We start from the raw sequence: 22,495 nt of genomic DNA, 5'->3' as shown, positions 1-22,495 counted from the left end.
AGGCAAGAAAAAAGGGATGGAACACTATCTGTGTTCGATCCCTTTTGCTTTATAGTATGCACTTTTTTCCTGATACATGGCGGATTCGGCTTTTGCCATCCAGGTGTTGATATTGGAAGCATCCCGGTCATCCCAGCAATAACCGATCGCAAGATTTACTTCATACTCTTTGGTCAGTTGATGCAGCTGTGCAACCTTTTCTTCAAACAGGTCATGTGAAATATCCGGGCAGATCACAAGCAGCTCATCGCCGCCCACACGGAACAGCCCATAGCCTTCAAATGCTTTCTGCAGGCAGATTCCGGCGTTATAGATCAGCTTGTCGCCAAACAGATGTCCCTTTGAATCATTGGCTGCTTTCAGTCCGGTAATATCACAGTACACAACACCAACGCTTGTATAGTGATCGGTATCTACAGTAAACTGATGCAATGCATGACGATTGCCAAGTCCGGTCAGTTCATCACGCATGCTCATATCCTGCAACTGACGGACAAGATTTCGTCTCTTGAGTGCTGCCACAATGAAATGTCCCATAATATGGAGCATTCCGGAAGTATATTCCAAAGAGGAAGGAGGCGGATTATCAATGCCGTAAAAGGCAAATGCCTTTCCGTTGTCGTAAAGCGGAACAACAACCAGAGAAGAAATATTCTGTTTGTGAAGCACCCGGTATAAGGTCGGATCATCATCTTTGATCTTTTCCAGATCTTCTATTATAATGTGTTTGTTTTCACTGAATTTCTGATACCAGCCGGCGCATACTTCAGGTGGAAGATCCTGCAGGTCATCTTTTTCGGGTGTGACACCTGCTGCAACCCATTCATAAGTATTGTCGTCGCCGCCCTTTTTATTCTGTTCAAAAATATAAGCACGGTCACCTTTTAAGAGTTTGCCGAGATATTCCAGTAAAAAGTTCAGTGTATCATCGGGAGTCGGTTGCTGAAGTGCAACACGAAGTCCTTCATTTACAAGCATTTCCAGATTCAGATAATGACTGTCTGCGCTGGCCTGCTTGGGTTCGCTTACATCAATGGCAATTTCCATGCGGTAACGGTGGCCGTCTTCTTCGAGCATTGTGTCAAACAGATAAAAGAACTTTTGCAATCCGGTGTGATAGTAGCTCCATTTCAGGAAAGAACCGGGTTTCAGATCGTCGTTATTACATATGGTGCAGGGCGCAGAGCAGTTCTGCAGCAGCGCATGGCATTTCTGTCCTTTGATTTCCTCAAGGGAGGAAATACCAAATGTTTTTAAGGCAGTCTGATTCATATAGATCAGCTCATGCGTATCTATGTCAGCAACATATACATATTCATTCAGATTATCAAAGAATTCCCAAATCTTCCCCATGGTGCACGCACCTCCCTATGCAAATAAAATGCTCTTGGTGTCAAGTATATAGGAGAGAATAAGAAATGTCAAAGAAATTGTTGGATACAGTATTTTTTTGACGATTTCTGTCAGGATTCTCTTTTTCCGGCGGAGTATGTTATAATAAGAAAGATCATTGTGAAAAGGAAGAGAGGAAAATGAAAGCACCTGAACTCAGTACATTATGTTATATCGAAAAAGACGGTAAATACCTGATGCTGCACAGAGTGGTAAAGGAAAAGGATGTCAATAAAGGAAAATGGATCGGAGTCGGCGGACATTTTGAGGAAGGCGAAAGCCCGGAGGAATGTGTTCTGCGGGAGGTCAAAGAAGAGACAGGCTATACATTGACCTCTTTTCACTATCGTGGACAGCTCACTTTTATCTGTGGGGAAGAGATGGAATATATTTCTGTTTTCACAGCAGATGGCTTTACGGGGGAGCCCATTGCCTGCGACGAAGGTGTTCTGGAATGGGTTCCGAAGGAGGAGATCTGGAAGCTGAATCTCTGGGAAGGAGATAAGCTGTTTTTACAGCTCCTTTTAGAGAATCATCCATTCTTTTCCATGAAGCTGGTATACAGTGAGGATGGCGAGCTGCGACAGGTAGCGGTCGATGGAAAGCCGCTTGAATTTTTTGATGTGATCGACGAAAACGGACAGAAAACCGGAAAGGTCAAGGAACGTTCCCTGGCGCATCGGGAAGGAACACTGCATGCAACCGTCCATATCTGGGTCAGACGGAAACGACAGGATGGCAGCTTTGATCTGCTGCTGCAGAAAAGGAGCAGCATCAAGGATTCATATGCAGGCTGTTATGACATTTCAGCGGCGGGACATGTGGATGCGGGAGAACCGGAGACGGATCATTACAGGCAGGCGGCTCTGCGGGAGCTTTTCGAGGAGCTTGGTATCCGGGCAGATGCAGCGCAGCTTCACTATGCAGGCAAAAGACGTGTGCATCATCTGTCAGGCAAGGATCAGTCTTTTAAAGACGAAGAACTCAGTTATGTATTTATATATGAAGAACCGGTTAACGAAAACACCCTGACTTTGCAGGCATCGGAGGTAGAGTCGGTGCGCTGGATGGAATATGGGGCAGTGCGTGAGACGGTGGCAGCAAACAGTATGAAACACTGTATTTATATGGAGGAACTTGATATGTTGCAGGAAGTAGCAAGAGAGGAAGCACCAAAACAGGGAGAACCAAGACAGGAAGCATCAAAATATGATATGCCAATCCCAAAAACAGCAGAAAAGGAGAAAGAAAATAAAATCCGGATCAGAGTCGCAACAAAGGCGGATGCTCCTGCACTCTTAAAAATTTATGCCCCTTATGTGGAGCACACGGCGATTACCTTTGAATACGAGGTGCCTTCTGTGGAAGAATTTGCAGGCAGAATAGAGCACACTTTGCAAAAGTATCCGTATCTGGTTGCGGAAGCAGATGGTGAGATCGTAGGTTATGCTTATGCAGGTACATTTAAAGCACGTGCAGCATATGACTGGTCAGTAGAAATGTCGATTTATGTAAATCGGGAGAAGAAGAGGATGGGAATCGGCGGGAAGTTGTATGCGGCGTTGGAAGATGCTTTACGTGTTCAACATATCCTGAACTTAAATGCCTGCATCGGTTATCCGCGAAATGAAGACGAATATTTAACGAAAGACAGTGAAAAGTTTCATCAAAAGCTGGGTTACAGACTGGTGGGCACATTCCATGACAGCGGCTATAAGTTTGGCAGATGGTATGATATGATCTGGATGGAAAAGATGCTGGGAGAGCATACGGAGGATCCTGCTCCCGTAATCCCGTTTTTAGAGACCGAGTGGGCAGCATCTCATAGATAAATCGATATGTGGACAGGCAGCAGACCGGGCAGAACCGGATCTGCGTTTGGTGGCGCACGAAACACCGGACACCATGTACAGAAAATAAAAGAACAGAAAAGAAAAAAAGAAAAGGATAAGATATGCAGGAAAAACTGATCGCATATTATAATAAATTTAACGAAGATAAAAGACTGTTGTCCCGCCACGGACAGGTAGAGTTCCAGACGACGATGCGCTACATTCAAAAATATCTGCCAAAGGACTGGGAGAAAGGCTGCAGTGTTCTGGACATTGGAGCGGGCACAGGCCGCTATAGTGTGGCACTTGCCGAAATGGGTCTGGATGTGACAGCGGTAGAGCTTGTCAAAAGCAATCTTGGCGTGCTGAAGAAAAAAGGCAGTACGGTGAAGGCATATCAGGGAAACGCCCTGAAGCTTTCCAGATTTGCGGATCAGACCTTTGATGTAACGCTTTTATTTGGTCCGCTGTATCACCTGCATACCTTTGAAGAAAAATGCAGGGCTTTATCGGAAGCCAAAAGAGTGACGAAAAAGGGCGGCGTGCTTTTGGTTGCTTACTGTATGAATGAATACAGCGTGCTGACGTATGCCTTCCGGGAAGGACATATACTCGAAAGCATGGAGAAGGGACTTCTGACAGAAGATTTCCATTGCAAAGAGGAAGCAAACGAGCTGTACAGTGTTGTGCGGCTGGAAGATATCAACCGCCTGAACGAAACGGTGGGACTAAGCCGGATCCAGATCATTGCGGCAGATGGGCCGGCAGATCATATGCGCCCGGTCATCAATGCCATGTCGGAAGAAGAATTTGCCTATTTCCTGCAATATCATCTGGCAACCTGTGAAAGGCAGGATCTGATCGGTGCAAGTTCGCATACGGTTGATATTATCAGAATCTAGGGAAGCCATTTGCAGATTGCTATGGCAGTAAGCAGAGGACAATAAAAATGGAACTAAAACAGATTGCAACGATCCATACGGATTTCCCGGAAAAGTTCGGGATTCCGAGGCAGAGCGGACTGGTTGATCAGCTCAAGGGAAAGATCATATTTGAACCGGATTACCGGAACAGGGAAGCATTCCGGGGACTTACGGAATATTCTCATATCTGGGTGCTCTGGGAGTTTTCTCAGGCAAAGAGGGAGAACTGGTCCCCGACCGTAAAACCGCCGCGCCTTGGCGGAAATAAGCGGATGGGTGTATTTGCAACACGTTCCCCGTTCCGCCCGAATCCGATCGGACTTTCCGCACTGAAGCTGGATGCAATAGAATACCATGCTGCACTGGGGCCGGTGTTGCATGTATCCGGCGTCGATATGCTGGACGGAACGCCTGTTTATGATATCAAGCCCTACCTGCCTTATGCAGATAGTTACCCTGATGCAACAGATGGCTTTGCAGGCAGAGTCCGGGATAACCAGATTGCGGTCAGCATTCCGGAAGAGGTACTTGTAAAGATTAAAGAAAATGAGCGGGAAACGGTAAAACAGCTTCTTGCACAGGATCCACGTACAGCTTATGTACAGGATGCAGAAAGAATCTGGGGGCTTTCTTATCAGCAGTATAATATCCGGTTCCGGGTGGAAAATGAAACAGCCTATGTACTGGATGTGGAAATAAAGTAAGGGCAGACACACTGCATTAGAAAAAATGCAGTAGAATAGAAAGATGAGGACAGATCCGATGGAACAACAGACAAAGCAGGAGAAAAATAATCATATATGCATTGCTCTTCTGGCACATGTAGATGCGGGAAAGACAACCTTATCCGAAAGCCTTCTGTATGCCTGTGGGGCGCTTCGAAAGGTAGGGCGTGTGGATCATAAGGACTCTTTTCTGGATACGGATACGCTGGAGCGGGAACGTGGTATCACGATCTTTTCCAAGCAGGCAAGACTTTCCATGCAGGGAAGAGATGTGACTCTGCTGGATACGCCGGGACATGTGGATTTTTCGGCGGAAATGGAAAGAACGCTGCAGGTATTGGATGCAGCAGTGCTTTTGATCAGTGCTTCTGATGGGATACAGGGACATACGCAGACGCTCTGGAATCTGCTTAAGAAGTATCAGATCCCGACGATCCTGTTCATCAATAAAATGGATCAGCCCCTTGCAGATCATGACAAGATCCTGCAGCAGCTGCAGCAGACCTTCAGCAGTGAATGTATCGATTTTGGCGCGGAGCGCGATACGGCGTTCTGGGAAAGCATCGCTGTGGCACAGGAGGAATCACTGGAATACTTTTTAGAGCATGGAGATCTGCCACAGGAGGAGATCGCAAGGCTGGTCAGCTGCCGCAGTGTATTTCCGTGCTTTTTCGGATCCGCACTGAAGCAGGAAGGCATTACAGAACTGGTCGAGGGCATTGCTTCTTATATAGAAACGCCGCGTTATCCTTCTGCATTTGGTGCCAGAGTGTACAAGATCACAAGAGATCAGCAGGGCAACAGACTGACCCATATGAAGATCACAGGCGGTCAACTGCATGTGCGTGACATGTTATCCTCTGCTAACTGGTCGAAGGAAGAAAAGGTCAATCAGATCCGCCTGTACAACGGTGAAAAATATGAAACAGCAGAGCAGGTAAACGCAGGAGAGATCTGCTGCGTTACAGGCTTGAGTGAAAGCTTTGCGGGAGAAGGACTCGGTATTGAAAATTATGAGATCGCGCCGGTACTTTCACCGGTGCTGAATTACTGCGTGCAGGGACCGGCGGAAATGGATGCGCATACGCTGCTGGCAAAGCTGAAGCTTCTGGAAGAAGAAAACCCGGAGCTCCATATCGTATGGGATGAAGAACTGGGGGAGATCCATGCACAGCTCATGGGCGAGGTGCAGATTGAAATATTGAAATGTGTGGTAAAAGACCGCTTTGGCATTGAGATCTCCTTTGATGACGGAGAAGTGGTCTATCTCGAAACGATCGCAGATACGGTGGAAGGTGTGGGACATTTTGAACCGCTCCGCCATTATGCGGAGGTGCATCTTCTGTTAGAACCGCAGCCGAGAGGAGTGGGACTTGTGTTTGCTTCGGATGTGAGCATGGATGACCTCAGCCTGAACTGGCAGAGACTGGTGCTGACGCATTTAAAGGAGAGACAGCACAGAGGTGTACTGACCGGATCACCGATCACGGATATGAAGATCACCCTTGTGGCAGGACGTGCCCATACGAAGCATACGGAGGGCGGTGATTTCAGGCAGGCAACTTACCGGGCGCTCAGACAGGGACTGATGCAGGCGCAGAGCGTCTTGTTAGAGCCGTATTACAGCTTCCGTATCGCCGTTGCACCGGAACTGACCGGACGTGTCATGACGGATGTACAGCGGATGGACGGAAAATGCGATCCGCCGCAGCAGACGATGGAGCAGACGATCCTGACAGGAAAAGCACCTGTTTCCACAATGCGCAATTATGCCAAAGAGCTTTTGTCCTATTCCAAGGGCAAGGGACGGATCTCCCTTGTGGCAGCAGGCTATGATATCTGCCATGATCCCGAGGCAGTCATGGAGAAGCGGGCATATGATCCGGGACATGATCTGCGCAATCCGGCAGATTCCGTATTCTGCGAGCATGGCGCAGGATTTGTCGTGCCATGGGATGAAGTCAAAGAACATATGCATCTGCCAAGCATTTTTGATACAAACAGCGATGAAGATTATAAAGCCTTTACCGCCCAGCAGATCCGAAGGGAACAGGAAAAACAAAACCGCAGGGAATCGGCAAAATACGGCAGTGAAGAAAAAGAACTGGCAGCTATTTTTGAGCGCACCTACGGGCCTGTGAAGCAAAGACTTCCGCAGCAGACCAGGAAGGTCATCAGTCCTGCACAGAGTGAAGCGGCAGAAGCATGGAAAAAAACAAAAAAGAAGCAGACAGAGCCAAGAGAAAGCTATCTGCTGGTAGATGGCTATAACATCGTATTTGCCTGGGAGGAACTGAAGGAGCTGGCACAGGTCAATATCGATGCGGCGCGTGGCAGACTGATGGATATTCTCTGTGACTATCAGGGCAGCAAGGGCTGTCATGTCATTCTGGTGTTTGATGCATACAAGGTCAGAGGCGGTATCGGACAGATGCAGCATTATCACAATATAGATGTCGTGTATACAAAGGAAGCGGAGACGGCAGATCAGTATATTGCCAAAGCAGCGCATACGATCGGCAAAAACTACAATGTGACGGTAGCAACCTCGGACGGACTGGTGCAGCTTATTGTCTGGGGGCAGGAATGCCTTGTTTGGTCGGCAAGAGAGCTGTTTGAGGAAGTAAACAGGTCAAAATTGCAGATTCGGGAGCAATACCTTGAAAAACCGGTCAGCGCAACGAACAGAATGGCGGATGCGCTTCAAAAAAGTGAATAAAGAAACTGCTGAAAAACCGTGTTTTTGTCGGTTTACGGTACATAGCGATCCATGATAACATAGTAGTGAACGAAGAGAAGATGATGGGGATACTACAATATGGCAAATGGAGGCTAGTTATGTTTGACTTTAAGTTCGATTGGGAGAAGAACCTGAATACCAGTATTGAGAGTATCGATGTACAGCATAAGCAGTTGTTTAAATTGGGCAGAGATATGGAACAACTGCTGCGTATGCAATGTATTGGGGTGACGGATAAGCAGCTTCTGGATATCGTCTGCGGACTCAGAGATTTTACTGCTTATCATTTTTATGCAGAAGAAATGATCATGGATGAAATGTCTTATCCAAAGATCACAAAGCACAAGCAGTTTCATAAGAAATGTTCGGATTATATCATGCAGATCAATATTCCGAAGCTGAAGCAGGAGCCGGCGACGGAGCTGCGCAAGATCAAGGAAGAAGTACAGAGTTGGGTCATGAACCATGTACTCAGTGAGGACATGGAAATGGCAAGAGCCTATCTGGCTTACCGGAAAACAATGGAGGCTGGTAAGCAGAGGACAACCGGAAAAGAACTGGAAGAGATTTACGGCGCTTATGTAGCGGATCTCGATGTTTCACGAGTGTATCTGTACCGGGATCAGACCTGTCAGGGAAGGGTGGCAGTTGTATTTAAGGAGTCGGCAAGAGAACTCTGCAGGTTGTCAACTCTGGAGCGGAACATGTTTTTTGCGGACATTGCCAAAACGGCAAAAACGCTCAAAAAGCTGTTTGCACCGGATGCGATCAATTATTTTGACAGTGAGGATTACAGTGACAGACTGATCTTTCACGTGATCCCGAAATATAAGGAAAATGGAACCTATGGCGTGCCACAGACACTGGACAGACCGTGTCTGCAGACAGATGAGGCACAATATGATAAAATTTATCAGCAGTTAAAGGAAGCACTGCGATAAGTACAAAAAGAAGAATGACGAGGAGGTCATGCATGGCATGACCTCTGTTTTTGTGCTATACTGTATCCGTATAGCAACCTGAAATATAAGGAAGAGAACAAATAGCATACAGACACGTAGAAAGAAGGCATATCATGTATAATGCAAAATCATTAAAGGCAGAAGAATTCATTGACCATGATGAGGTCATGGCGACACTGGATTATGCCTGGAAAAACAGACATAATGAACAGCTCATCGACACGATTCTGGAGAAAGCAAAGCTGAGAAAGGGCTTATCCCACACAGAGGCAGCAGTGCTTCTGGATTGCGATATCCCGGAAAAGAATGAAGAGATCTATGCACTGGCAAAACAGATCAAGGAAGATTTTTACGGAAATCGTATTGTCATGTTTGCCCCGCTGTATTTATCCAACTATTGTGTGAACGGCTGTGTATACTGCCCTTATCATATGAAGAATAAGCATATCGCCAGAAAGAAGCTGACGCAGGAGGAGATCGTAAAGGAAGTTACTGCCCTGCAGGATATGGGACATAAGAGACTGGCGATCGAAGCAGGAGAGGATCCGGTCAACAATCCGATCGAATATATTCTGGACTGTATCAAAACGATCTACAGTGTCAAACATAAAAATGGATCGATCCGCCGTGTCAACGTCAATATTGCAGCGACTACGGTAGAAAATTACCATAAATTAAAAGAAGCAGGCATTGGTACTTACATCCTGTTTCAGGAAACCTATCATAAGGAAAGCTATGAAAAACTGCATCCGACCGGGCCGAAGCACAATTATGCTTACCATACGGAAGCCATGGATCGTGCCATGGACGGCGGAATTGATGATGTTGGACTGGGTGTTTTATTCGGTCTGGAATTATACAGATATGAGTTCACGGCACTTTTGATGCATGCAGAGCATCTGGAGGCTGTACATGGCGTGGGACCGCATACGATCAGCGTTCCGCGTATCAAAAAGGCAGATGATATCGACCCGTCCGCATTTGACAACGGGATTGATGATGATACGTTTGCCAAGATCATTGCCTGCATCAGGATCAGTGTTCCGTACACGGGCATGATCATTTCCACAAGAGAAAGTCAGGCGTGCAGGGAAAAAGTCATTGGTCTTGGCATTTCCCAGATCAGCGGCGGTTCCAAAACGAGCGTCGGCGGTTATGCGGAGCCGGAGCTCCCGGAGGAATGCAGCGAGCAGTTTGATGTCAGCGATACGAGAACGCTCGATCAGGTGGTAAGCTGGCTGATTGACGGCGGTTATATCCCGAGCTTTTGTACCGCCTGCTACCGGGAAGGCAGAACCGGCGACAGGTTTATGTCTCTTTGCAAGAGCGGACAGATCTCCAATTGCTGTCTGCCGAATGCCTTGATGACACTGCAGGAATACCTGATCGATTATGCTTCTCCGGAAACGAGAGAAAAAGGAGAAAAGCTGATCCGGGAGCAGCTTGCCAATATCCCGCGGGAAAAGGTACGTGAGATCGTAGAAAAGAATCTGGTCAATATCGAAAACGGACAGCGTGATTTCAGATTCTGATAAAGAAAAAAAGGAGTGACAGGTATGGGACTGAATGATACAAGCAGCGCGCAGCGTGTGCATATCGGTTTTTTCGGCAGAAGAAACAGCGGCAAATCAAGCCTTGTGAATGCAGTGACCGGACAGGCACTGTCTGTCGTATCGGATGTGCTCGGAACGACGACCGATCCGGTGCAAAAATCCATGGAGCTTCTGCCGATCGGCCCCGTGCTTATCATCGACACGCCGGGTATGGATGACGAAGGGGAGCTTGGGAAGCTTCGGGTGGAAAAGACAAAGCAGATCCTGCGCAAGACGGATGTGGCGGTCGTTGTCATGAGTGCGATCAAAGAACCGTCGGAGCAGGAAAAGGAATTGCTTGCACTTTTGCAGGAAAGAAAAGTACCGACCATACTGGCGATCAATAAGATCGATCTGGCATTTGAACAGGATGTTGAAAAATGGAAGCATTTTGCGCCGGAGATGGCGAAAATATTGGTCAGTGCCAGAGAAAAGAAAAATATAGAAGAACTGAAAGATATGATCGGAAAGCTGGCACAGCCTCTAAACCGTGAAAAGCCGATCGTCAGTGATTTGGTGCAGGCAGGAGATCTGGTTGTGCTTGTAACACCGATCGATGCAGCAGCACCGAAAGGACGTCTGATCCTGCCACAGCAGCAGGTGCTCAGAGATTTGTTGGATCATGGCATGATCGCAGTTGTGACGAGGGAAACAGAGCTTGCTGAAACACTTTCCCATGTAAAGCCTGCCCTGGTTGTTACGGACAGCCAGGCATTTGGCTACGTCAAGGAAATTGTACCGCCGGAAATGCCGCTTACGTCATTTTCCGTGCTGTTTGCCAGATATAAAGGTCAGCTTGAGACGGCAAAAGCCGCAGCAGGCTGTATCGACCGTCTGAAGGACGGCGATCAGGTGCTGATCTCCGAAGGCTGCAGCCATCACAGGCAATGCGGCGATATCGGAACGCAGAAGCTGCCTGCATGGCTGAAAAAACACACGGGAAAAGAACTGACATTTACATGGACGAGTGGAACGGAGTTTGCACAGGATCTGACGAAATACGCGCTTGTGATCCACTGCGGCGGCTGTATGCTGAATGAAAGAGAAATGCAGTACCGCAAAGAAGCCTGCTTGCAGGCAGGGGTACCCATGACTAACTATGGCATGGCGATCGCCCATATGAATGGTATTCTGAAAAGAAGCCTGGCTGTATTTCAGACAGAAATTATTTAAAAGAGCAGGAGAAAAAGAATGAGCCTGACAGAAAAAGAAATGAGATGGGACAAGCTGGATAATACCGCACTGCTTTTCCCGGTCATTGCCAATGAAAGCATGAGCAGTGTTTACCGGATCTCCGTGACACTGACAGAAGATATCATAGAAGAAAAGCTGCAGGAAGCATTAAACCGAGTGCTTCCGAAGTTTGATGTATTCCATGTCAGACTGCGCAGAGGCATGTTCTGGTATTATTTTGAAACGAATAACCGGCCTGCACCAAGAGTAAGGAAGGAAGATACTTATCCGTGTCTGTACATTCCGGTGTATCAGAACAACAATTATCTGTTTCGTGTGACTTACTATCGAAAGCGGATCAATCTGGAGGTGTTCCATGTCCTGACAGATGGCATGGGAGGGATTACCTTCCTGCGGGAGCTGGTTTATGAATATCTGCGCCTGACACACGATGATCTGATGGAAAAGCTGGGCGATGAATTGTGCAGTGATACCTCTTTGAATAAAGAAGACAGTTATATCAAAAATTATACCGGCAAGAAGTATAAGAAAAAGTATAAAACAGAGCGTGCAGTCCGCCTGACGGGGGAGTTCCTGCCGCCAAAGGCACTATCAGTTACCCATGGCTACCTGAATATACCGATCCTGAAGGCAAAAGCAAAGGAGTATGGTGTCAGCATCAACACATTCCTGACCGGTATTTTTGCTTACAGCATCTATAAAGAGCATCTGCACAGCCAGCCCTATAAAAAACCGATCAGTATTTGTGTACCGGTCAATCTGCGTCCGTTTTACGGTTCGATCACAACGAAGAATTTCTTTGGCATGACAGCAGCAGTGTTGCGGGCTGACAGGGAAAACTATACGGTGGAAGAAGTGATCGCCAAGATCGACGAGAGTCTGAAGGAGCAGATCACCAAGGAAAATATGGACAGCCTGATCTCTTATAATGTATCAAACCAGAAAAACCTGATGCTGCGTATGGTGCCTTTGTTTGTGAAAAATCTTGCCATGAAATGGGTATACCGCAGTTCTGCACTTGCCAATACCTCTACCGTGACGAATGTAGGCAGTCTGCAGATCCGGGAAGATTACCGGCCGTATATCGATAAAATGCATGTCGTGCTTTCCATGACAAAGGGACAGAATATGAAATGCAGCATCAGCTCTTATGGAGATACACTTGTGTATACGATCAGCTCCAAGTTAAAGGATCAGTCGATCCAGAAGTGTTTTTTCCGCACGCTGTCGGAGCTGGGTGTACCGGTGACCATCGAAACGAATGGAGAAGCCTATGAAGTATTGTAAACAGTGTAAAATTCAAATATTGGATCAGACAAGTGTCTGTCCGTTTTGCAGAAGTGTACTCGAAAAGGTGGATGAAAAGCAGACAGAGCCTATGTATCCGCAGGTTTCCATTCCGCAGAAAAAGTACAGATTCCTGATGCGGATCTGCCTGTTTGTTTCCCTGATCGCCATACTTTTGCTTGGTGTGATCAATTACCTGACCTACACGGGTCTGATGTGGTCGGTTATCTGTGACGCAGGTATTTTTTACTTTTTGCTGACACTGCGTTACACGCTTTTCAATCAGGATGAGGGGCATACGATGAAGATCATGGTGCAGAGCCTGGCAGCGATCCTGCTCTGTGTGCTGATCGATCATATTCTGGGCTATCGCGGCTGGTCGGTCAATTATGCCATCCCCTGTGCGATTCTGCTGGTGGATACAGGCATTATCGTGCTGATGATCGTCAATATGCAGAACTGGCAAAGCTATATCCTGCTGCAGCTTGGCATGATCGTGATCGCAGATATCCAGATACTTTTGTATGCGCTGCATATTGTAACAAGACCGCTTCTGAGCATGGTCGCAGTCGTAAGCAGCGGCATATTGTTTTTAGGAACCATTTTGTTCGGTGACCGAAGAGCAAAGAATGAATTAAAGAGGAGATTTCACATATGATCAAAATTTCAGAAGAAGAAGCAAGCTTCAAAGGTCAGCTTGTACGGGAACTGATCGCACGGGTAACAAGCGATCACCTGATCGGACAGAAATTTAAAAATGGAGAGATGCGAAAGAAGATTGTAGAGCCGCCGTGGAGATGCCCGGCGGGATTTGAGATGGAAGAAATCCGTCTGCCGCTCTTTTCCATGGAATATTTGACTAAAACGGAAGGGCGAAGAGAAGACCGTGTTCTGTTGCAGCTGCATGGCGGCGGTTATGTGGGGAAGATCCATAATACCTATCGAAACTTTGCCGTATTATATGCGGAGGCAGGAAAAGGAATGGATGTGCTTTCCATAGATTACCGCGTTGCACCGGAAAATCCGTTCCCGGCGGCTCTTGAAGATGCCATGACGGCATATGACTGGCTGCGGGAAGTAAAAGGCTTTACGGAAGACCAGATCTATCTTGGTGGGGATTCCGCGGGTGGGGGGCTTTGCATGGCGCTTTGTCATTATCTGAAGGATCATGGCAGAAAACTGCCGAGAGGAATCGTTGCCATGTCGCCGTGGACGGATATGACGGCGAGTGGTGCGTCTTATGATGAGAATTATGAAAAAGATCCCCTGTTTGGCAAAACAAGGGACAGTCTGATCTATAATACAGATTACAGGCAGGATCACGATCCGAAAAATCCGTATCTGTCTCCGCTGTTCGGAGATTTTACCGGTTTCCCGCCGATGCTGATTCAGGTCGGTACTTACGAAATGCTGCTCAGCGATTCCCGGCAGGTAGCAGCCAAGGCAAAAGGGCAGGGCGTACATGTGCGCCTGTCGGAATACGAGGGAATGTTCCACGTATTCCAAATGGCGATGATGCATCTGCCGGAATCCAAAAGGGCGTGGCAGGAAGTAGAACACTTCTTTACTGTCGTAGACGGTATGTAAGGCTATTGCCAGCCACCATCCATAGTAATGATCTGTCCCGTCAGATACGAAGGGGAATGAATGATCATGCTGACCATTTTGGCAGCTTCGAGCGTCGTTCCGATTCTGTCTGCCGGGATTTCTCCTTTCAGGATCTCCATATCATCAACAGAAAAGCATTTATTCATATCCGTATCGATTACACCGCAGGCAAGTGCATTGACCTGAATGTTACTTGGCGCTAACTCTTTGGCAAGTGCTTTCGTAAAGCTGTTCAGTCCGCCTTTGGAGGCAGAATAGGCGACCTCCATGGAAGCCCCTACATTTCCCCAGACAGAAGAAATATTGATGATCTTGCCCTCGTGTTTTTTCAGCATCAGAGGGATTGCCAGCTTACTTGTATAAAAGCTGGCAGAGAGATTGGTGTGCATGACCTGATCCCAGTCGCTGACTTCCATATCGGATAGCAGTCCGACATAGGAAATACCTGCGTTATTAACAAGGACATCCAGGAAATCAATTTTTGAAAAGCAGCGCTCTACAAAGCTGTAATCTCCGATGTCCCCGACAAAACACTGACAGGAAACGGAGTAGGTCTGTGAAAGCTCATCTGCCAGGGACTGCAGTCTTCTGCCGTTTGTCAGACAGGTCAGATAAAGGTGGTATCCCTGTGCGGCAAGCTCATGCGCGATCGCAGCTCCGATACCGCGGGAAGCACCTGTGATAAAAGCATATTTTGGCATAGTAATCTCTCCTCTATGATAATGTCAATAATCTTTTCTTTTTTTATATAAACAGTTTACATCATTTATATAAACAGTTTACATCATCCGGTATAGATTGTCACTTGTAAAAGAGATACTTTTCCGGCATTTCCCTTGCATATTTTTCCAGCAAAAAAGACATACTGAAAGTAAAAGAAGAAAAGGAGACATGAGTATGAATGTAACATTAAAAGAAAAAGAAAAGACGGCGATCGAGGATCTGCAGACACAGGAAAAAAGCTGTATGGAAAAATACAAACGCTATGAGCAGGAAGCCAAGGATCCGGTGTTAAAGGATCTGTTCCATCAGCTGCATATAAAAGAGAAAAAACATTTTGATTCTCTTGGACAGTTGCTTTCCGGTAACTGCCCGGACTGTGACTGCAACGATGCGGACGGCAAAAATTATAACCCAAAGGCAACCTACACTTCCATGAGCAGCCCGGAGGATAAGGAAAGCGACAGCTTTCTGGCAACGGATGCGATCGGAACGGAGAAGCTTGTATCGGGCGAATACAATACAAATGTCTTTGTGTTTGCAGAGCCGTGTGTGAGAAAGCTGCTCGCAGACATCCAGATCGAAGAACAGAATCATGCAGAGATGCTGTTTAAATACAAAATGGCAAATGCCATGGCATAAAACGTACAGTTTGCCGGTGCTTCCTGATGGGGCACCGGTTTATTTTATGATGTGTTTTCGTTTTGGAAAATGTATGGTAATATAATACATGTTGAGTAAGAAACATGTAGGAATGATATAAGCGAAAGGATAAAAGTTATGGCACAAATATATGATCTGTTAATTATCGGAAGCGGCCCTGCAGGCATGGCAGCAGCCATCTATGCACAGCGTGCGGGTTTAAAGACTTCTGTTTTAGAAAAGACCGGTATCAGCGGTGGACAGGTTCTGACGACCTATGAAGTAGATAATTACCCGGGGCTTCCTGAAATCAGCGGGTTTGACCTGAGTGAAAAGTTTAAGGAGCATGCACTGCATCTGGGCACGGAGATCCGGACTGCAGAGGTTAAAAATATAATAGATCAGGGCGCGACAAAGATTCTGGAAACAGATCAGGGATGTATGGAAGCAAAGACGGTTCTGATCGCTACAGGTGCGCATCATGCAAAGCTGCATGTTCCGGGAGAAGAAGAACTGGCAGGCATGGGGGTTTCTTATTGCGCCACCTGTGATGGTGCATTTTTCAGAAACCGTACAGTCGTAGTCGTTGGCGGCGGTGATGTGGCTGTGGAAGATGCGATCTTTTTGGCACGTTTCTGTAAGAAGGTATATCTGGTACACAGAAGAGACAACCTGCGTGCAGCAAAGCTGCTGCAGGAGCATATGCTTGCTCTTTCCAATGTGGAAGTACTCTGGAACACAGAGGTAAAGGAAATTGCGGGGGAGGAACAGGTAGAACAGGTGACACTCTTCTATAATAAAGAAAACAGAGAAGAAGTGCTTCCGGTAGATGGTGTTTTCATTGCAGTCGGTACGATTCCGGATACGGATTTTGTAAAAGGACTTGTTCAGCAGGATGAAAAAGGCTGCCTGATCGCAGGGGAAGACTGCAGAACATCCGTAAAAGGCATCTACGCGGCCGGGGATGTCCGGACAAAAGCACTGCGCCAGATCTTAACGGCGGCGGCAGACGGTGCCAATGCGGTAACAAGCGTACAGGAGGATCTGTTCACTCTGTAAAACCGCGCAAATACGCCAACTTAATCGTTAAAGGAAATTTTGCCCATTTTCTCCAATCGGGTTGACAAGTGCCTTATATGGTGTTATATTTTATTACAGATTTAACAAATTTGTAACAAATGTAAGAAATACTCAACAATTTTGGAGGAAGTATGTTAAACAAAAACAGAAAAATGGTTGCATTCGCACTTGCGGCTGCAATGACAATAAATACAGTAATTCCGGTATCTGCTTCATCTCTTTCAAGCACATTACCAACTGCAGGAGCAGCAGCTACATTAAACGGCAGCAGCGTTACAGTTGCTTCCAATGGAGATCTGAAGCTGACAGCAGGTGCAGTCGTAGCAGATAATCTGGAAAAGGCAACACAGCCGCAGGAAGCAGAAGCAGGCGGCGAAACAGTTCTGGATGTTGCAGCGGAAGTTGCAGAAGAGCAGGCAGACATCACAATTTCCGGTGAAGATGCAGTTGCAGAAAGTGCAGAAGCACAATACGCAAATCTCGTTATTGCAAAATGTAATGATTATGTCAATGTCAGACAGGAGCCGAGCGAAGAAGCAGAGATCGTCGGCAAGCTGTATAATAAGTCCGTTGGTGATTTCGTATCAGAGGCAGACGGCGGCTGGTATCAGATCACATCAGGCAGTGTAACAGGTTATGTCAAAGCAGAGTACTGCGTGACAGGAGAAGATGCCATTGCACTTGCCAAAGAAGTTGGTAACAGAATCGCAACCGTTACAACAACTACATTATTCGTAAGAGAAGAGCCTACAGTTGATTCGGCCGTACTTGGTATGGTTGGTCTGGAAGATGATCTTTCCGTATTACAGGAAGATGATCTGGACGGTTGGGTAAAGGTTCCGATCGAAGAAGGTGAAGGATATGTATCCACAGAGTTTGTGGAGCTTCATACAGAGTTTGTAAAAGCTGAGTCCAAGGCAGAAGAAGAAGCCAGACTTGCAAAGGAAGAAGCAGAAAGAAAAGCAGCCAATGCAGCAGCCAGCAAGAAGAGCGGTAAGTCCTCTTCAGGAAGCGGATCTTCCGCATCTGTATCCGGCGGCGGTGCAGGCGCAAGCGTAGCAAGCTACGCACTCCAGTTTGTCGGTAACCCATATGTATATGGTGGATCAAGCCTGACAAACGGAACAGACTGCTCCGGTTTTACAATGAGCGTATACGCTAACTTCGGTGTCAGCCTTCCACATTCTTCCGGTGCACAGAGAAGCTGTGGTTATGATGTAGGCGGTCTTGCAAATGCACAGCCTGGCGATCTGGTATGCTACAGTGGTCACGTTGGTCTTTACATCGGTGGCGGACAGATCGTACATGCTTCTACAGCAGCAACCGGTATCAAGGTTTCCAATGCAGATTACAGAAGCGTACTTGCAGTCAGAAGAATTTTCTAATCTGAATAAAATAAGATGAATGCTGAGGAGCAGTTACCACATGGTAACTGCTCCTTTTTTGTTATGGCGACGAGGAAAATGCACGCATTTATGCGGTGCATTTGACGACCGCTAATCAGAGCGAAACTCGCGAAGCGTGTTTCGTCTCTGTAGCGAGGTAAGGAAATCAAGCGACGACGAAGCCGGCATTTGATTTCAACCGAGCGTACAATGTCATGCATCAAAGATGCGTGATGTAGCCCCAGCCCATCACCTCAGGTGATTATGCATGGGCTGGGGTTCACGGAGAGAAAAACAGAAGCAGCATAGCTGTGCCGCTACGGAGTAACATACGAAAAGGTGCAAATAATAATAAAAATAACATACAAAATGGTGCAAATAATGAACAAAATAACATACCAAATGGTGCAAGTAATGAGCAAAAGATGAAATGAGGTTCCTGGAGTTGACACATTGAAAATGTGCACAGGATAGCCTATATATCCGAAAAATAGACGAAATACCACAGTATGTATCAGACGAACTTGGTAGTATAAGAGCTGGATGTAATAACAAATGCTCCGGGAAAATCCCGGAGCATTTTATCATGCTTTCATGCATTTGAATCATATTTGACGTGCGTCAAATAAAAAACTGTATTCAGTTGTCGTTATCCTACTTTTCAGATTCACGCTGTTTGAGACGCTCTTTCTGCTGGGCAATCATAGTTTCCAACTGTGAGATTTCGTCTGATGTAATCGGCTCGTTTAATAAGCCTGCTACCAGACGTGGTACGGAAAGTCCGTCAAACGAATGGAAATCACGGATCACCTGAGAGACACCGAAATCCTGTTCTGTGATCACAGGTCTGTAACTACGTGTCAGAACCGTTCCGCTGTATACGATATCTGCGACTTCAATATATTTGTATTTTAACAGATTCCGCAGTACCGCCTGTACCGTATTGATCGTCAGATCCGGTTTCAATGCAGCAATCTCAGATGCGATGAGTGGATGATCTGTATGCCATAATAATTGCAGGATCTCCAGCTCACGGTTTGTAATTTTCTGAAAAGGTTGTTTCTTTGGCATGATTATTATTCCTTTCTAACATTTGATCCAATCAGTAAGCCATTTCTCATGAGTGCAATCATATAATCTTTTGTAAATCTGACCGTTGATTGTTTTGTAGTACCATCTTGTCATAGGTGCTCTGGCAATTACGTCAGAAGCAGCTTCAACGGCTGTATCTCCTGTTACAGCAGGGGCTGCATAGCTGGTGACACATAGAGACGGAAGAGACACCGTCAGAGTGCCACAGATCAGTAATGCAAAAAGTGTTTTTTTCATGGTAAATCCTCCTTTTCATAAATGGGTATATCCGGTAAATTCGCCGGATCTTCAAAAGTACCTATATATGTATTGTCTATATAGAGTTCATAAAGAGAGTCTCCTGCTTTAATAGCATAACTACCTTCTGTTGGTATAGAAAAGGTATTTGGTTCATTAACAGGCTGAGAATCCGGCTCTATAATAATACTATAGGACAAAAAGGTAACAAGAAGCATCATAGCAATGAATCCATATTGACCATGCTTTTTCTGGGAAGTTTTTGGTGTATCAATACTAGCCATAACACTTCGATATCTTTGCATCAATTCAGACTTTGCATAACCGTCAAAGGCAAGCCCGGTATAAGAAAGCAGAGGGTTATGTATACTCTGTTTTGCTACTTTGACCAGACATTCCAGGTATTCCATCTTTTCAATAGCATTCAGATGTTCAGTTGCTAGCAGATCTGCGGATTCTTCCATGTAAATACCTATCTTTCTGCGGAACAGATAAAACAGTGGATTCCACCAGAAAATAACACGGAGCAGCTCAATCAGTAACATGTAAAGAGTATCACCATGCAGATAGTGCGCCGCTTCATGAGATAAAATATAGTACCATTCTTTTTCTGACAATGCAAGTGTCGGAACAACGATTACCGGATGAATGAATCCGGTCACAAAAGGAGAGCTGAGTGCACTGCTTTCCTTGACACGGAATCTGGAACTCGCAAAATGCCTTTCTTTCAAAATACGATCAAACTGTGAAAGAGCGACCATATCCTGTGCAGCGGGAAACTGGTGAATGAGTCTGTGCAGTCTGTAATAATGAAAGAGCAGGAGAAAAGCCGACACGATAATGCCAAGTATCCAAATGCTTATTATGATGTGTGCAATGGAAAAGTGAATTTTACCAACTACAATGGACAACATAAAAAAGCGGTTTAATGTGGGATATCCCTTGGTTAAATATAGAGAATGTGTAAATGGAAATTCGTGTGGATATAGAAATCGTATCAAAAGAAGGGTGGTACAGAGTAGTGGTATCCAGATGGAAGCCTTCTTATAGCATTTCAAAAATAACCACATCAAAAACTCGACAATACAACAGCAAATAGAAATCATTATCAAAAGCCGAACATAATCGTCCATATATCACCTCTTTCTTTTCCTGCTATGGGAAAATTATAATACGTATGCGTAGAATAATCAAACTAAAATTATTCTGATAATAAAAAAACAAACCTTGTAACAATAATGTAAATATAATATAAATATCTAAATCCTATAATACAACAGGCATTGGCTCCAAAACCAATGCCTGTACATATCTTTACTATTCAGATTGATTTTCCTGTAACAGAGCCCGCTGTTTTCTAATTACTTCCTCCAGCTCATCAATTTCAGAAGCCGGAACCGGTTCGTTTAAAAGACCTGCCACAAGATGTGACAGAGACAGTCCTTTGAAAGAATGAAAATCCTGGATCACCTGATCAATACCAAATTCCTGTTCCGTGATAAGCGGTCTGTAGCTGCGTGTCAGAACAGTACCGCTATATACGATCTTTGCTACTTCAATATATTTGTGCTTCAGTAAATTGCGAAGGACGGATTGTACAGTGTTGACAGTCAGATCCGGTTTCATAGCCGCAATTTCTGAGGCAATGAGCGGATGGTCTGCATGCCATAAAAATTGCATGATCTCCAGTTCGCGGTTTGTAATTTTTTGAAAGGGGTTTTTTTTAGGCATATTATCTGGTCTCCTTTTCATAAATGGGTATTTCCGGCAGATTTTCCGGATCTTTAAAAGTTCCTATCAGTGTATCATTTACATATAGTTCAAAAAGTGAATCGTTTATTTTGACTGCATAACTGTTGTCCGTATGTATCGTGAAGGAGTCCGGTTCGTCGGCCGGTATCTCCGTAGAACTTGGTTCTACAATAATGCCGTAAGACAGAAAAGTGGCTAGAAGCATGGCTGCTATAAAGCCGTATTTTGTGATACGGTTTCCAAAGGCAGCACCATTGGAAATACTTTTGGTAATACAGGCAAAGCGCTTTTGCAGCTCTGAATCTGCGTAACCGTCAAAGGCGGGTATTGCAGAAGTAAGCAGAGGGTTATGCTGGCTTTGGCGGGCGACCTTCAAGAGGCATTCCAGATAGTCCAGTTTTTCAGAAGCCGACAGATCTTCTATGGCAAGCAGATCGGCGGATTGCTCGATGCAGACAGATATTTTATGGCGAAATACATAAAAGAGAGGATTCCACCAGAATACAATGAGCAGTATTTCAATGAGTATCTTGTATAAGGTGTCACCGTGTCTGTAATGAGCGGTTTCGTGGGATAGTATAAAATACCATTCTTTCTCTGATAGAGACAATCCCGGAATTACAATGACCGGATGAAAAAAGCCGGTTACAAAAGGAGATTCCAGCGTGTCATTTTCCTTAATGGAAAATTCGGATCTTTTAAAATGTTTTTCTTCCAGAATCCGGTCAAGCTGGGAAAGAATTATTTCATTTGTACAGGCAGGAAGCAGGGAAATCGATTTTTGCAATGCAAGGTAATGCCGCAAAAACCGGAAACCGTTCCAAAGACTTCCGACGATCCATATGCCAAGTAGAATACCTGCTACAGAAAGTCCGGTGCTGCTGAGTGGGAGCGTCTTGCTAAAAAATTCATTCAGCTCTGGATATCCTCTCGTGATATAAAAAGAATGTGTAAATGGAAATTCATAAGGATATAGAAAACGAATAATGAGCAGACTGCTACAAAGCAGGAGTATGCGAATGGAAGCTTTCTTATTATATAGTAAAAAAAGCCACATCAGAAATCCGGTGATGCAGCAGCATACGGAAATCGTGATCAGTAATCTGAGTGTGTCAGCCATAGCCATGTCGAAAAACCTTCTTTTCATATTATCTAATAAGATTATAGTGAGAAAGAACTGAAAAAACAATAAAAACAGGAAGATAACAAGAAATGTAGGTTTGTCAAACATGTGTTACATTGACGCAAGATAATCCATAAGCACTTGTTTGGGAGTTTTCCAGTTTAATGGGTGCATAGGGAAATTGTTGTAATCTCTACGATTATAAAGCG

The 22,495-nt window shown here is 45.5% G+C and carries 20 protein-coding genes and 1 pseudogene; 14 read left to right on the top strand and 7 right to left on the bottom strand.

Annotated elements, in window-relative coordinates; all coding sequences use genetic code 11:
* Positions 1-24: 24 nt before the first annotated feature.
* The gene (locus tag KQI22_RS04735; protein ID WP_216550938.1) at positions 25-1,353 is read right to left on the bottom strand and encodes a sensor domain-containing diguanylate cyclase; all 1,329 of its coding nucleotides are present in this window, start codon (positions 1,351-1,353) and stop codon (positions 25-27) included.
* 179 nt (positions 1,354-1,532) lie between these two features.
* Between KQI22_RS04735 and KQI22_RS14115 the strand changes: the two are divergent.
* The 11 genes and pseudogenes from KQI22_RS14115 to KQI22_RS04680 form a co-directional block, all read left to right on the top strand.
* Positions 1,533-2,477: pseudogene (locus tag KQI22_RS14115) on the top strand (NUDIX domain-containing protein); the annotation flags it as partial.
* A gap of 129 nt (positions 2,478-2,606) precedes the next feature.
* Complete coding sequence (locus tag KQI22_RS14110; RefSeq protein ID WP_216551039.1) at positions 2,607-3,224, top strand: GNAT family N-acetyltransferase; 618 nt, start codon at positions 2,607-2,609, stop codon at positions 3,222-3,224.
* 122 nt (positions 3,225-3,346) lie between these two features.
* Positions 3,347-4,126 (top strand): class I SAM-dependent methyltransferase, encoded by a 780-nt coding sequence (locus tag KQI22_RS04720; protein ID WP_216550937.1) that lies wholly within the window; start codon positions 3,347-3,349, stop codon positions 4,124-4,126.
* 47 nt (positions 4,127-4,173) lie between these two features.
* Complete coding sequence (tsaA, locus tag KQI22_RS04715; RefSeq protein WP_253293510.1) at positions 4,174-4,851, top strand: tRNA (N6-threonylcarbamoyladenosine(37)-N6)-methyltransferase TrmO; 678 nt, start codon at positions 4,174-4,176, stop codon at positions 4,849-4,851.
* A gap of 58 nt (positions 4,852-4,909) precedes the next feature.
* On the top strand, positions 4,910-7,591 hold the full coding sequence (locus KQI22_RS04710) for a translation factor GTPase family protein (RefSeq protein ID WP_216550936.1): 2,682 nt from the start codon (positions 4,910-4,912) through the stop codon (positions 7,589-7,591).
* A 119-nt stretch (positions 7,592-7,710) separates the two neighbouring features.
* Positions 7,711-8,553, top strand: a complete 843-nt coding sequence (locus tag KQI22_RS04705; protein WP_216550935.1) for a bacteriohemerythrin — start codon at positions 7,711-7,713, stop codon at positions 8,551-8,553.
* A gap of 134 nt (positions 8,554-8,687) precedes the next feature.
* Positions 8,688-10,106 (top strand): [FeFe] hydrogenase H-cluster radical SAM maturase HydG, encoded by a 1,419-nt coding sequence (gene hydG, locus KQI22_RS04700; protein WP_216550934.1) that lies wholly within the window; start codon positions 8,688-8,690, stop codon positions 10,104-10,106.
* 24 nt (positions 10,107-10,130) lie between these two features.
* Complete coding sequence (gene hydF, locus KQI22_RS04695; protein WP_216550933.1) at positions 10,131-11,339, top strand: [FeFe] hydrogenase H-cluster maturation GTPase HydF; 1,209 nt, start codon at positions 10,131-10,133, stop codon at positions 11,337-11,339.
* A gap of 18 nt (positions 11,340-11,357) precedes the next feature.
* Positions 11,358-12,647 (top strand): hypothetical protein, encoded by a 1,290-nt coding sequence (locus KQI22_RS04690; RefSeq protein WP_216550932.1) that lies wholly within the window; start codon positions 11,358-11,360, stop codon positions 12,645-12,647.
* Complete coding sequence (locus KQI22_RS04685; protein ID WP_216550931.1) at positions 12,634-13,305, top strand: DUF6320 domain-containing protein; 672 nt, start codon at positions 12,634-12,636, stop codon at positions 13,303-13,305. The genes KQI22_RS04690 and KQI22_RS04685 overlap by 14 nt, the downstream gene beginning before the upstream one ends.
* Positions 13,302-14,234: an alpha/beta hydrolase gene (locus KQI22_RS04680; RefSeq protein ID WP_216550930.1), complete on the top strand. Its 933-nt coding sequence runs from the start codon at positions 13,302-13,304 to the stop codon at positions 14,232-14,234. Before KQI22_RS04685 ends, KQI22_RS04680 begins: the two co-directional genes overlap by 4 nt.
* Before the next feature lie 2 nt (positions 14,235-14,236).
* Here KQI22_RS04680 and ymfI read toward each other — a convergent pair whose 3' ends face one another.
* Positions 14,237-14,956 (bottom strand): elongation factor P 5-aminopentanone reductase, encoded by a 720-nt coding sequence (ymfI, locus tag KQI22_RS04675; RefSeq protein WP_216550929.1) that lies wholly within the window; start codon positions 14,954-14,956, stop codon positions 14,237-14,239.
* Between the two features lie 196 nt (positions 14,957-15,152).
* Between ymfI and KQI22_RS04670 the strand changes: the two genes are divergently transcribed.
* From KQI22_RS04670 to KQI22_RS04660, 3 genes are all read left to right on the top strand, one after another.
* Positions 15,153-15,617 carry a ferritin-like domain-containing protein gene (locus KQI22_RS04670; protein ID WP_216550928.1) on the top strand — a complete coding sequence of 155 codons (465 nt, stop codon included), beginning with the start codon at positions 15,153-15,155 and terminating at the stop codon, positions 15,615-15,617.
* 138 nt (positions 15,618-15,755) lie between these two features.
* Entirely contained in the window at positions 15,756-16,676 is a 921-nt protein-coding gene (gene trxB, locus KQI22_RS04665; protein ID WP_216550927.1) for a thioredoxin-disulfide reductase, read from the top strand.
* A 152-nt stretch (positions 16,677-16,828) separates the two neighbouring features.
* On the top strand, positions 16,829-18,082 hold the full coding sequence (locus KQI22_RS04660; protein ID WP_216550926.1) for a C40 family peptidase: 1,254 nt from the start codon (positions 16,829-16,831) through the stop codon (positions 18,080-18,082).
* 654 nt (positions 18,083-18,736) lie between these two features.
* Here KQI22_RS04660 and KQI22_RS04655 read toward each other — a convergent pair.
* The 5 genes from KQI22_RS04655 to KQI22_RS04635 all read right to left on the bottom strand — a co-directional run bounded on the left by KQI22_RS04655 (position 18,737) and on the right by KQI22_RS04635 (position 22,289).
* Positions 18,737-19,153, bottom strand: a complete 417-nt coding sequence (locus tag KQI22_RS04655; RefSeq protein ID WP_216550925.1) for a BlaI/MecI/CopY family transcriptional regulator — start codon at positions 19,151-19,153, stop codon at positions 18,737-18,739.
* 15 nt (positions 19,154-19,168) lie between these two features.
* Positions 19,169-19,411 carry a hypothetical protein gene (locus tag KQI22_RS04650; protein WP_216550924.1) on the bottom strand — a complete coding sequence of 81 codons (243 nt, stop codon included), beginning with the start codon at positions 19,409-19,411 and terminating at the stop codon, positions 19,169-19,171.
* Positions 19,408-20,325 carry a M56 family metallopeptidase gene (locus KQI22_RS04645; protein ID WP_216550923.1) on the bottom strand — a complete coding sequence of 306 codons (918 nt, stop codon included), beginning with the start codon at positions 20,323-20,325 and terminating at the stop codon, positions 19,408-19,410. The genes KQI22_RS04650 and KQI22_RS04645 overlap by 4 nt, the downstream gene beginning before the upstream one ends.
* 403 nt (positions 20,326-20,728) lie before the next feature.
* A complete protein-coding gene (locus KQI22_RS04640; RefSeq protein WP_216550922.1) occupies positions 20,729-21,142 on the bottom strand; it encodes a BlaI/MecI/CopY family transcriptional regulator in 414 nt (137 codons plus the stop codon).
* A gap of 1 nt (position 21,143) precedes the next feature.
* The gene (locus KQI22_RS04635; RefSeq protein WP_216550921.1) at positions 21,144-22,289 is read right to left on the bottom strand and encodes a M56 family metallopeptidase; all 1,146 of its coding nucleotides are present in this window, start codon (positions 22,287-22,289) and stop codon (positions 21,144-21,146) included.
* Between the last annotated feature and the right edge of the window lie 206 nt (positions 22,290-22,495).

The organism is Kineothrix sp. MSJ-39 (genome assembly GCF_018917935.1).
In the GTDB taxonomy this organism is placed as follows: Bacteria; Bacillota; Clostridia; order Lachnospirales; family Lachnospiraceae; genus CAG-194.
Note: the sequence above shows the minus strand (reverse complement) of the source record. Positions and strands in the feature narration are given on the sequence as shown.